We start from the raw sequence: 13,291 nt of genomic DNA, 5'->3' as shown, positions 1-13,291 counted from the left end.
CTTTTACCTCCTCATATATATTAGAGCTTTCACGGAAACTCTTTAGCGCCTGTGATTACTCATCTTTAGTATCATTAATTTTTTTTAATTTCAATTTAGTTTAATGACTTGCCTCATCATTTAATTTTATAATGTTTTTTTGTTGATACTTCTACAAGCATATTTTTTGTATACTTTTATTTTATCCATTTCTGATTTTTGTACATCATCATATTTCTTCATACTATTCTCCTTGAATATTTATGATTTTATATATTATTTCCTTATCACTTTGTAAATCTAAAATATGCATCTCCTTATATCTATTAATATTTAGCAAGCTTACTTAGTTCACACTTGTGACTGTCACCGCCCTAAATATGTCAAAACATGTTATCCATGAACAAATCACAATTTTCTACCCAACTTAGCAAACATAAGTTGTTCATTGCATTCCCAGCTTCCGTCAGCACCTCTGAGGGACTTCAAGAAATTCGAATGTAGTGAAGATTTCTTGTTGATAAAGCTTATCCGATAAGGATAATTATACATTTAAACAATCCATACAAAACAAAATAGAAAATCTCTCGTATAGACGAATATCTCTTGTTTATAATAATCAGTACTATTTTTAAACTTACATGTGCTTGCAAAATATTAGCGCTACTTAAAATAAGGATCATTTCCTACCTTAATAGCAATACGAACTCTTTAACAGCTCTTTCCCATGTAAATTTCTTTTGCCATTCTTCCTTTAACGCCTTTACCTTAGCTAAATGCTTGTCGTAATGAGAAAGGAGATCAATAATAGCCTTTATGACATTATCTAAATCATCTTGTTTAAAATTCACACTCTCTCCATTCCCCATACTCCCGAATATATCTACACCAATTATATTTCCACTCATGTTCATTTCTTTTGAATCTAAAAAATCATATAAGCCACTTTTTTTAGTACATATTAAGGGAAGTCCCGCAGAAATAGCCTCTAAACCGACTAGTCCAAATCCTTCTGTCAATGATAACATCATACAAAAACCACTATTTCGTAAAAGATTGAATAGTTCTTCTCGGTTTTCCTGATATTTCATGCCAGTAACAGTAAATGCACTCTCTCCATACTTGTTACCTAATTCTCGAAGTTCATTAATTTGTTCTTCTGTTGGTTTTTCATCGTAACCAATTACTTGAATATGCCCTAGAGTGTCAAAAAGCTCTGTTCTACGTTCCTTATAAACTTTTGCATAAGCACAGACTGCTAATGTGATTTGTTTTATAATGTCATTTCCCTTTTCAACTCTCCCAAAAGTAATTGCTTTATGTTTATTTTCAGCATGCCTTCCCTCATTAATATCTTCAAGACCTGGTATTATCATATGAACCTTACCTTCTTCTGTTTTACTAATTGCTGATTTATATAATTTGGGTCCTACCGCAATAACCTTATCTGCTTTATTACACAGTTCCACTTGTTCTTTTATCTTGATATTATATTCCTCACTATTATAGGGGGCTTTAAGCGCATAGTATTCCTCATAATTCATATGGTGGAATAACACAAACTTACCATCTCTTATTTTTTTGCATTGTAAAGCTATTTCACCAGTTTTAACATCATGACCAATCCATACAATATCTTCTCCTTCAACTATTCCTTGTCTTATCAATTCATCACATAAAACTTTAGCATTTTCTAAATCCGGCTCAGTCATGCTGATTAACTTTATACCTAATACCTCTGCTTTTGCTATCTCATCACGATTAACTTGACATGTCATACATATGACATGTGGTTCTCCTTGACTTAATACTGATATTGCCAAGGCTCGACAAAAGTTATAATTTACTGTATTAATCCCTCCATATTTTGGCCCCCATCCATCAGCAATAAATATATAGTATTTATTCATTTCCACTTCTCCTTTATATGATTTTTCTCTATCGATTTGTGCTCCTTTTTTCTCAATCTGACCTTTTGAAAATAATTCCGTTGCACCCTTTTGTATAAGTATCTTGTCCATATTTTCAAGTATAGTTATTAACTCTTTATTGTACTGTATATAATCTTCATTAGTAATATACTTATCGTAAAATTGCCTCTTCCATTGTTGATATTTCTTTAATTTTTCTCGTAAACACTCACTCTCAACACTGTTTTTAATATCTTTATAAGACCCACCATCCAAAACATGTTGAATAGCCCCTCGTATGCACTCTCCACTCCCATTTGAGATCTTCTCCAACTCATCAACTAACCCTAAATATTTATAATACCCATTAATAAATTCTCGATAACTACGCTTACTATTAATATCATCATATTTTGACGATATTTTTTCTTGACAAATAACAAACTCCTTTATAAATTCATATACATCAAACGTGTCTGAAATTCTAACTATAAATTTTTTATTTGTTAACAAATTAGTAAAAATTAAGCAAGGAATATCATTTTCACTGATTCCAAGATATCTAACCATATCTGATATCGATCGCGAATGTAAATCCGCAAGATTACTTTTTGGAGCTTTGCAAACCCACTTAGGATCATATTTATATTCTTGTCCGTCTATTTTATTATTTCTAAATATCTTCATAAACGGATTTATATATCCCTTCCAACTACATTCTTTAGTTGGTAATACCGTTGATAGTTCCATATCTCTTGCTGAAAAAACAAATAAAATACGATCATTTGTTAAATCATTAATTGATGCCCATTTTTCTTCAATATCTTGATAAACTTTTGTTGTATCTGCTTCCCTCGATAATAAACTCAATACCCAAATAAAATTATTATCTTTAGCTTCTTTCAAATATTTTTCGTAATATTCCTTTAAAGGCATATAAACTTGCTCCATATGTCAATCTCCTTACCATCAAATTTACTTTTATTAATATTAAATCTTAAGCCCACACTAATATTATAATCTTTGTCTAATAGCTCTGCCTTGTATACATTAACTAGTTTCCTTGATTAAAATCTTCAAAACTCAGAATATCACTGCTCTAAGCTTTTTTAATAATCTCTCTCTCCTCAGCCAATTCACTTCTATACCTATAGTCAACCTCTTTGTCCTATTGTCCTATTGTTAAAATCCTTAAAATATGTTTGTAGTTCACCATTCTCCTCTTCATTATTTACTACTTTACTCCACTTAAACAATACACATTTTTGCTAGCCATGATGTCACCATATTCTCATGAATAAAATTGATTGATTTAATCATATTTCTCATCCAATCCTTATTGAAGTATTTATCCCTATCCGTTTGTTGAATCTTTATACCATATCCTACTCCACTAGAATCGTATGTACCATTATTCCAAACCGTACCAATCATATTTTTCTTCTCCCTTTCAATATCAATTTAGTATAACTCTGGAATTCCTAAAACTCATAAATCAATTATTATTTTTCATCTATTCAATATAGACATATGTATGTTTTCATAACATTTACTTCTATACCATTATTCTACAAATAAATTTAATTTCCTTTAAATTGTATATAAAATAATAAACGTCTAAACCATTTATCCATTATATCGACTAATCTTTAATTTTAAATTAATGGCAAGACATCCATCTACACGCCATAATTTCACCTATGGTTAAATCCATAAAAAAAGAGCATTTCTGCTCCATAAAACTAGTTCCATAAGTCCAGTATCTATAAGCATACTTTTAGAACCTTGCTGTATTAAGATTGAATCACCTTGACCACCATTTATATAATGAACCTTTAAAGTACCATTTACAGTTTTATTATCATTTCCAATTGAGATTGTATTTTTATTCTCTTTAGGCACCTCTTTAGTTATAGTCTTCTTAGTTCCTACTTGTTGCGTCGAAACTGTTGATGTGATATTTTGAGATGCACTCGAGCAACCAATTAAGCTGAACGTAAACATTAATATCAAAAGAAAACTTAGACACTTTTTCATATTTTTCATTTTAATCCCCTAGCACCTATTTTTTATTATAATTCTGGGTTTATTCCTATCTGGGTTAAATGATGTTTTTGTAGTATACACATTTCCTTTATAAGTTACTGTTACATTAATAATTACCGCAAATTCCTTAGTAGCACTACTTATCTTAACAGGTATTACTGCTTTACCATTTGAGGCAATGATTGCCTTATATGTAGTACTTATAGATTTATAATGGCACACTATCTTAACAGAACATTTTGCAGGGCCATTTACTGCGACATTAACTACTGTATTTTGTAAAGGTGTCGTGTTGCTCACACTTGACGATACTTTTACAGCATATAATGTTATTTTAGCAACTGGATGAGCATTAAAATCTGATGTAATTGCTGTACATTATAGTTACAATCCAATGATCTTGTAGTGAACTTTTCAAAACATATTCAACCATAATATCACCTCCAAAAACATTGTCTAGAACGTATGTTCCTTTGTAAGGTAAATAAATAAGAGTGGTCAGCTCTTACTTTTCCATTGTTTTTTCAAGTTTACTTATCAAGCTCATACAAAATATCTATTCAAGGAAGAAATTAATATTTAAAGTGGGATCGCTTGTTCTTCTATATCTGAATAACTATCTACACCTCCGCTAAAAATAAATTCTCGCAGATACTTATCAATATACATAGAAAGTCGTGACATTCTGAAATTATCCCCTTTGACTTATATAAAAAAGACTTTTGCCTTTTGTATATCAACAGTCTGAGGGAACATGGAAACACAGTCTATTTATTTGTTAAAACCATCTAAGCCTTTGATACCAGACTATTCCTTCACTATCAACACAACCGTCTCAACGTGCCTTGAAGTGGTAAAAAAACATAAAAAGACATTGATCACTTATTATATTCTTAATACTGCTCTTGAATTTCTAAAACCTTCTTCAAATAAATAATAAACTCTAAAACTTCTTGTTTGCTATAAGGCTTTAGTACATTAATTATATTCCCTAATTCTTTTGGAATGCTATCGTCAATATCTAAAAAGCTTATTAATTTACTATTAATGTTATACCCACTATCTTTCAGCCTCACTTTCGTTACATTCGAAGGTTTTCTATATTCCCCTTCAATGTACAACCATTTCTCCTTTTTTAGAATATCTATCATATTAGATTGAAAATATTCAGTATGCCAATAACCGTCATAATGCCATTTGTATTCACCTGTAAAATAGTATTTAAATGATATATCTTCAAGCATCGCACTCAATAGTTCCCATAATCTCTTCGAGTTCTCAGGTGTTAATTTTTTTATAATTTCTTCTAAATACAGTAACGAATAATTATTAATTTCCTGTCCATATGGAGATTTTGTAAATCCCATTTTTGCTCTTAAACTACTCTTTAATCCTTCGCTAATATATTCATTAGAAAAAGGAACTCCATTAACAACTCCTAATTTTATTAAAAAGTTAAATAACAAAGAGTCATTACTATTAACTCTATCTCTATATAATTTATAATCAATAAATTTAATATCACTAATTCCTTCATAAAGATCGCTTAAATTTTTATCAAAATATAATTCATTTGCTTTGTGTAGATAATATTTATCATCTTTACTTGATATTATAAATGGTATCTCTTGCAGTGATTTTATCAAACCTTTATATTGTGCTGTTTTATTATTCAAAGCTTCATAATAACTCAAAATCTCATCAAACCACTCAAAATACACATCTAGCCCTAGACTAATATTTTCTTTTTTATAGTATTCTTTAATATACTCATTTATAAAAACAATCATGTCAATTTCTATAATATTTATTTGTTGAAATATATTACATATCTCTTCATCATTTCTAAATGAATCCTTCACAAAATTATATCCCTTGTAAATTTCTGCGTTTTCATTCGGTTTAAAGTATAGACTTGAACCATTATTTTCATCAATTACTTTTGAAAAACTATTATCTTCTAACATGATAATTGCTACTGCTTTAAACTTATTCCATCTAATAAATTTATTATCTTTTTTCTCAAAAACATATTTATAGAATTTAATTAACCAATTTTCTCCTTTTAAAAGCAACAACTCTGGTGTGATTTTATCCCTTATAACCTCATCCGTTATGATCTTTGTTTTTAAAATATTCAATAAATACTTTTTGGTGTTTTCATTATGAGTAACAGTAGCATTAACCCATTGAAAATCATCAAAAGACAACTCTCTTGGAGAAAAAAGATCGGTAATACCTTTATTATAAGGAACTACCAAGTTTTCTTTAAAGACATATTTTCCATCAATATTTAGCCAAATTCTTTCTTTTCCAAGTATTTCCTTTACATTATCAAATATTATGCTATAAAATGAATTTGTACTTTCCGTAATCGGAAGGACATTGAAAATACTTAAATATAAACTTTCTTTAATTTCTTTTATTTGTAATATAGACTTAGCTATAACTTGTCCTATTTCCTTAGTTAATTTTGTATTATATTCATCATTTATATCAATATTTTCTCTATTTTGTTTTATCTTATATGCACCATGTACTAAAAACTTCAAATCAGTTTCATGTTTTGTTGGGAAAAATACATTTATATAATTATTTTCATCTATTATATCAGGAACTATAATTTCAGAACCAAATTCATCCTCCTCTATACTATAGGCAACTTCTATTTTTTTCGTTACATTATCATATTTTGAAATTAAAATATATTTATAAATTTCATTTTCAGACTTTAGATTAACTATTGAAATATTCTCATCGATTTTTTCCTTTAATTCTTTCTGTAAGCGCCTTACTTTACCATTACACTTAAATATGACATTATGAACTTTATTCAAAAAAATAATTTCTCTTAGATCTATTTTATTAAATTCTTTTTCTATACTTTCAAATATGGATTTTATATTCTCCTGTTTAAACGGCAATATTATAACAGTCTTATTTAATTTATCCTCTCGTTTTGTTATTTCTGGAATAACAAAATTCTTTATAGTAAAATTATACTCTCCTGATTGGATTTCAGGTCTTTCCGTTATACAAAATACTGATTTAAATCCTATACCAAATTTACCTATTAAACCTTTGTTCTTTTCCTTATATGACTTTCCTATTCCCGTTATCCCTTTAATATCATCTAAGTCAAATAATCTTTTCCCATCATGAGAAATAATTACCTTATCTTCATATAAATCAAATTCTATATTTTCTGCTTTTGCATCATCAGCATTTTGAATGATTTCATATATAAAATGAGTTGAATTTGTATATAAATTAGCTAGTACCTCATATATTTTTTCTGCACCATTATCAATAATTGCTTTATTAAGTTCTTCTCTTTTATTAATAAATTGAAATTTTTCATTAAGAGTTGTCATTTTTAGCCTCCAGCACAAAATTTTTAGATTTGCTCAACCATATTATATTTTTATAAACACACAATATAAACCTTTCTAGATTTGTTTAATTTCCAAATCACAATTCATACCTTTACAATTAGGTAACTTTATAGCATCCAAACCTAATACACAATGTCCGTTTTTTGTATCTAATCTTTCAATCCAACCTCTTCCTAAATAATCATTATCTCGTGATGGATGTCCATGAGAACTATTATCGCCTGCAGAATATACTATTTTCCCGTTTTTTGTATTTTTAGGTATTATTGTAGAAATATCTGATTTCTTATCAAAATAGATACCTCCGTGATGAGAAGCTACTAAACCATCTAAATCGTGCAAAAACTTACTATCAATATATCTATATCGATTATCACCAGGCAATAAATATTTTTTCACCATATTATCTTCTTTCTTTATCTCTACAAATATTCCCAATCCATTATTATGCCTATGATTTGCCTTTCCTTTACATTTAAAAATGTAGCCAAATGATGTTTTCAATTCTTTTTTTGTATCTTCCCATAAAAATAAATTACCCTTTGCTGAAATACTATCTGCAAGCTTATATGCTTCTACTCCTATTTTCTGATAAGGAACTATCCACTTGTTGTCTATTATTTTATTAAATCTTAATGCTCCAAACCAATGATCTTTATCCCAATGTGAAAGTATTACATAGGGATTATTGCATAAGCAAAATCTCTGATTTATGGGACAATACTGCTTATCTTGCCCATATGCTTCTCCAAAATCAAAATATAGTATTGGTCTAGCTTCGGAATCACATATAGCTGCACAGCTACCTTGCCCTACATTGAATATTGAAACAGATTCTATATTTAATGGGCTAAGCTTTGAACCATTAAAGATTTCACCCTCAACGACCTTGAAATCTAAACTTTTTAAATCAAAATAATTATCTATTTTTGTTAAAAATTTTTCATCCTCAACTTTTTTTATCTCTTCAATATTTTCTTCTTCCATTTCACCTAAACTTCGACTGAAATAAATGTTAGCTCCATAAGTAAGTTGCTCTTTATTTTCATAATTTGCATCTAAGATATACCAATTATATAATTGAAAATCTATGTTACCTTCATATTTTGTTAAAATGTTTTCAGCTTTAAATTTAGGTAAAATCAATTCCAAAGTAAATCCTTCTAAATTCCTTAAAATATTAATCTTTTCTTCACCATCATAATTATCATTATCATTATTCAAAAAACCTATATCGAATGTAGCATCAAAAATTAAGCGATAATTTTCTTTATCAATTTGAGTTACACTTTCTAATAAAGCATAGTATTTACTTCTACTGGTATGTATTCTTTTAAATAACTGATTACTACCTTCATATTTTTGTTTGATACTATTTAAATAACTATCTAATTTGGCAATTCTCCTTCCCATTGCTCGTAACTCACCTTGTTTTGCTTTTTTATTTAGCCTAAACTCATAATAATTTTTATAAACAGTAGCACTTATTAAATTCTCATCAAAAGTCTCTTCCAAAGCTTTTTTAATATTTTCATCATGAAATAAAGAATTTAGTTTTACTATCACAAAATCATCCTTACGCTTTAACCGATATTTATATAAAAAAATCATTTGTTTCCTCCATCTTAAAACTATTTAATAACAAAAATATATGATTTGGCATTCTTAATATATTTATAAATCATTATAATTACATTATATTTTATAATATTCTAAATTTCTATATATATACCAAATTATATTACATTTAACTAAATTTTTAACAAAAATTGCATTGTTTAATTAATTTTCATTCTCATATATAGCCACATTAAATGTAAATAATAATAATTCTTATGACTTGAAAATATTCAATGCAATATGATTATATTCTTGTGTTAGAAAAACTTCTCCTGTAACATCACACACACCCTTTATATAATTGTATCTATTGAAGGAACCACATTCTTAAAAAAACTGTTCAATTTTTTCACATTTCATAATTCTTTTATTTTAGTTAAGCATCTACCCTCAGCCCATTCTTCAACACAAAAACAAAATACGTTGGTTGAAGAATTTTAATCTTCTCAACCAACGCATTAAATATATTATCATCAAATTCTGAAAGTGATCCTTCCTGCTCATTTGTAACTTTTATAATTTCAACTACTCTCTGCTTATATTGCTCAATACTCAAATTACCTTTTTCGGACTTAACCTTCTCATGCCTTAACTCTTCAAGTTCACCTGAAAGCCTTACCTATTCTTCATTATAAACTCCTTAATCCATTTGCCCTTTAATTCTTCCTTGGAAGCTTCAATCTCATTTTCAATTATAATTAAATCAGTATTCTCGGCTCTTTGAGATAATACCTCTTCTATATTTTTACTTAGCGTTTAAATAAATCCTTCATTATTAACTTTAAGTCTAAATACATTTATAAAAGCTTTTTCTAATACCTTTTCGTTAACATATTTTGCAGTACAAACATCCTTACCTTACTGTATATAAGTTTTACATTGCCATACTATTTTCTTTGAAGGCCTTCTTCCTCAATCTTTTCATTTTCAATAACCAAGTATGCATTTCTATGGTCTGATATCTCGTTAACAAGGTAAGAATTCAATGCATTGTGATCATCAAATAAAGAAATAATATCCTGAAAACCACTTTTCCTTTCAAAATTAGCAGGGCATTACTTAATTATGGAGACATAATGAATAGAAATAAGAATATAAGTATTTACTAAAAATACTAAACTTAATAACAAATCCTTCGATAGTATGCTAAGGAGGGATTTGTTTATGATTGGTAAATATTTTTTTATTAAAGGTGAAGAGGATAATATATTTTATAATTTATATTATGTTGAAAGCTTGGAAGATGAAAAGTACAATGTATGGTTGACAGGTAATAAATATACTGACCAACCAGGAATGTGTATGAGAGAAAGAATTCCAGAGGATAAGTTTCTTGAAAGAGTTGAAAATAAAGAAATTCTTGAAATAGAACCACCAACTCTTTTTATTGTAACAAAAAGAAATACTTATGAAATTAAAGAAGATTTAAAAAGGGCAGGTGCTCAATGGAGCATGTCTTATAAGTTTTGGTGGTTTGATGAAAAACCTGAGAAATATAAAACAAAAGAAGTTTTGGTGTTTCCGTACACAGGTAAAAAAATTAGTAGCAATTAAAAGGTTATTCAACAATACACTTTAATAATAAGATGAAATTAGATAGTATGATAACAATTAGTCTATGAATTGCTTCATAGGCTTTTGGTTCATTCTGCATTCCTTTATAAAATGATTTTTCTCCCATGCTCTACTTCTTACACATCAAATAATAGTAGTCTAAATATTCATTCCATAAAATTTCTGTGCCTTGAAGCATTTCCCCTTTACGGGCATAAAAAAAGACAAGGCAGTTTTAATCCTGTCCTCATATAATAAATCATTATATTTTCTTGCAACTCGCCCAAAGATCATCCCTCTCAGCAAAGGATATTATAGAAGCTTTTTTAATTCAAATACAAAAATATTAAACCAACAAAAGCAGTTCACTCTCAATTAAAGCCCTTATACTGCTTCATATTTTCTGATAAAGAGTGCACACCCCTACAATTCAAAATCCATAGTGGTGTTCATTTTATTTTAATTTATCCAAAAACTTATGTATTCCTATTTTCATTAATATCTTACACCTACTGAAATTACAGTGCTATTAGCCTTACTCTAATAAAGCACCGTTAAATTTCTTCAGCTATTTATGAATAATATACTACTTATACATAATAAATATAACTGTTTAATTTTTCTTTAGTGTCAACGTCTTAATTTTTATCCAATATCTCCTCAAAGTTTACTTATCTTAACCACTTTTGCTATTATTTAAATAATCAACTACATATTATATAAGTGAATGAAGAGAAATCAATTAATAAAATAATCAATTTTCTCTTATTTATTCTAAATAAAATATAGGAGGTTTTTTTATGCCAAAATGTATTTACTGTGTACGCGAAATTAATCAAAATCAAACCGTTATGGAATTTGATGATAAGGATACTATAGAGACTAAAAAATTAATTCCTGCAAAACGAGTTAATGTAGTTACTATAAAAATGATAAAAGAGTCGAGTGTTTTATATAAAAATAGAAAGGTTAATTCCCCTACAGATGCTTATAATCTTATTAAAGATTTTTTTGATTTTGCTGATAGAGAAGAGCTATTTGTATGCTCCTTAGATACAAAGAACGTACCCATAACTATCAACCTATGTAGTATAGGAACCTTAAACACATCTTTAGTAAGCCCTCGTGAAGTCTTTAAAACCGCTATTTTAAGTAACGCAGCTAGTATACTCCTTTATCATAACCACCCCTCAGGATGTCCAAATCCTTCCAATGAAGATATTTCGATTACTCATAGGCTTAAAGAATGCGGCAAATTATTAGGAATCGAACTAGTAGACCATATCATTGTAGGAGATGGTATCTTCATAAGTCTTAAAGAAAAAGGGATTTTATAAAAAACAGATTAACACTAGATTTATTTATGATATCACATCAAAAAAATATGCCTACCTCTTTTATAATCGTTTCATTACTTATTTAGAACAATCTAAAATTAATCCACTAAGCTTATTATGTAATGAAATGATTAGAGATCTGCACGCAGACAGAACTTTGGAAGATAACATAATAAACTATCTAAAATAGATGTAAGGGGCTCAAATGAAAGAAGATAATACCGCTGAAAATAAGTTTCCATGTACTGTATGTAGTTTATGTTGCAGACAAATTGGTAATATACCTCAGTTAACTGCATTTGATAATGGCTATGGAATATGTACTTTTTTGATAAATAATCTTTGTTCTATATATGACACCAGGCCAGAAATATGCCAAGTTGATAAAATGTATAAAAACCTTTTCACCTATATGGATAAAGACACGTTTTATTGGAAAAATTTAAAAATATGTAAACTAATTCAAACTAAACATGGAATACCTATTGAGCAACATGTAATATTACATACTAAGTAAATTTATTGAAAGGAGTTGATAAAAATGCCATTTCCATTAATATTAGCTGCAATACCTTTTGCAACCACAGTAGTTACTAGTACAGCTGCTGCCTTAGTAGTTGCCGCAGCTGCTACAACTACAGCAGTCACTGCAATTCCAATAGTAGGTTCAGCTATTGCAGTAGGAGTTACAACTGCAGCAACAACAGTAGGTATGGCAGCTGCTATTACTGCTACAAGCATAGGTACATCAGTAGTAGCTGCTGAAACAGTAGGATTAATAACAACATCATCAGCTACTATTACAGGTAATACAGTTGTACTAACCGCCGCAAATGAAATAAGAAGATCTTGTTTCAGCGATTCATAAAAATTGACGAACTAAGTAAAATAAGGACATCAGTATAAATGGTGTCCTTTATTTTTTACCTTAATTTGTCGTAACTTATATATTATTCTTTTATGTCTGTATTATTTAATTTATTTATCTTTAATAAGTAAGAGTTCTACATATAGGTAATTAACATAAATGTATAGATAATTTATTAAGGAGGTTAATGACTATGTTTAACGACTACAACGATCTGTTAAATGTTGAAGAGCTTTGCGAGATATTGGGAATTGGTAAAAATACAGTATATGATCTATTAAATAGTGGTGAGCTTAAATCTTTTAGAGAAGGACGAAAATGGAAAATACCTAAAATGGCTGTAGAAAAGTATATACTTGAAAAGAGTGGCCTAATCAATACAGTAACTTAATTAGTTACTGTATTTTTTTGTATTACAATAATTATATGCTATAATAATCAGTTTTTATCATGTTGAAAGATTAATATTAACTAGATTTTTATCGTCTCATAACAACAATGATACAACCTAGAGGATATGCTACTAATTGTTTAATTTTACCTTTATATTTGCATACTTTTGTAAATTTAATAATATTCCCT

Annotated in this window: 12 protein-coding genes; 5 read left to right on the top strand and 7 right to left on the bottom strand. The window is 28.4% G+C overall.

Going from position 1 to position 13,291, the window contains the following annotated elements:
* Positions 1 to 665: 665 nt before the first annotated feature.
* The 7 genes from A7L45_RS06130 to A7L45_RS06100 form a co-directional block, all read right to left on the bottom strand.
* A complete protein-coding gene (locus A7L45_RS06130) occupies positions 666 to 2,840 on the bottom strand; it encodes a glycosyltransferase family 4 protein (RefSeq protein ID WP_071611953.1) in 2,175 nt (724 codons plus the stop codon).
* Positions 2,841 to 3,137: 297 nt separating this feature from the next.
* The gene (locus A7L45_RS06125) at positions 3,138 to 3,323 is read right to left on the bottom strand and encodes a hypothetical protein (protein ID WP_071611952.1); all 186 of its coding nucleotides are present in this window, start codon (positions 3,321 to 3,323) and stop codon (positions 3,138 to 3,140) included.
* Between the two features lie 270 nt (positions 3,324 to 3,593).
* On the bottom strand, positions 3,594 to 3,935 hold the full coding sequence (locus A7L45_RS23450) for a hypothetical protein (protein WP_071611951.1): 342 nt from the start codon (positions 3,933 to 3,935) through the stop codon (positions 3,594 to 3,596).
* A gap of 9 nt (positions 3,936 to 3,944) precedes the next feature.
* Positions 3,945 to 4,235, bottom strand: coding sequence for a hypothetical protein (locus tag A7L45_RS06115; RefSeq protein ID WP_071611950.1), 291 nt, complete (start codon positions 4,233 to 4,235; stop codon positions 3,945 to 3,947).
* Positions 4,236 to 4,828: 593 nt separating this feature from the next.
* A complete protein-coding gene (locus A7L45_RS06110; RefSeq protein ID WP_071611949.1) occupies positions 4,829 to 7,309 on the bottom strand; it encodes a sacsin N-terminal ATP-binding-like domain-containing protein in 2,481 nt (826 codons plus the stop codon).
* Between the two features lie 75 nt (positions 7,310 to 7,384).
* Positions 7,385 to 8,941: a hypothetical protein gene (locus A7L45_RS06105; RefSeq protein WP_071611948.1), complete on the bottom strand. Its 1,557-nt coding sequence runs from the start codon at positions 8,939 to 8,941 to the stop codon at positions 7,385 to 7,387.
* A 385-nt stretch (positions 8,942 to 9,326) separates the two neighbouring features.
* Positions 9,327 to 9,506 (bottom strand): hypothetical protein, encoded by a 180-nt coding sequence (locus A7L45_RS06100; RefSeq protein WP_224616744.1) that lies wholly within the window; start codon positions 9,504 to 9,506, stop codon positions 9,327 to 9,329.
* A gap of 608 nt (positions 9,507 to 10,114) precedes the next feature.
* Here A7L45_RS06100 and A7L45_RS06095 point away from each other — a divergent pair.
* The 5 genes from A7L45_RS06095 (at position 10,115) to A7L45_RS06075 (ending at position 13,100) form a co-directional block, all read left to right on the top strand.
* Complete coding sequence (locus A7L45_RS06095) at positions 10,115 to 10,504, top strand: hypothetical protein (protein WP_071611947.1); 390 nt, start codon at positions 10,115 to 10,117, stop codon at positions 10,502 to 10,504.
* 800 nt (positions 10,505 to 11,304) lie between these two features.
* A complete protein-coding gene (locus A7L45_RS06090; protein ID WP_084647368.1) occupies positions 11,305 to 11,841 on the top strand; it encodes a JAB domain-containing protein in 537 nt (178 codons plus the stop codon).
* A gap of 205 nt (positions 11,842 to 12,046) precedes the next feature.
* Entirely contained in the window at positions 12,047 to 12,358 is a 312-nt protein-coding gene (locus A7L45_RS06085) for a YkgJ family cysteine cluster protein (RefSeq protein WP_071611946.1), read from the top strand.
* Positions 12,359 to 12,382: 24 nt separating this feature from the next.
* Positions 12,383 to 12,709, top strand: a complete 327-nt coding sequence (locus A7L45_RS06080) for a hypothetical protein (protein ID WP_071611945.1) — start codon at positions 12,383 to 12,385, stop codon at positions 12,707 to 12,709.
* A 193-nt stretch (positions 12,710 to 12,902) separates the two neighbouring features.
* Positions 12,903 to 13,100 (top strand): helix-turn-helix domain-containing protein, encoded by a 198-nt coding sequence (locus A7L45_RS06075; protein ID WP_071611944.1) that lies wholly within the window; start codon positions 12,903 to 12,905, stop codon positions 13,098 to 13,100.
* The last annotated feature ends 191 nt before the right edge of the window (positions 13,101 to 13,291 follow it).

The sequence above is a fragment of the Clostridium estertheticum subsp. estertheticum genome (assembly GCF_001877035.1).
GTDB lineage: Bacteria > Bacillota > Clostridia > Clostridiales > Clostridiaceae > Clostridium_AD > Clostridium_AD estertheticum.
Note: the sequence above shows the minus strand (reverse complement) of the source record. Positions and strands in the feature narration are given on the sequence as shown.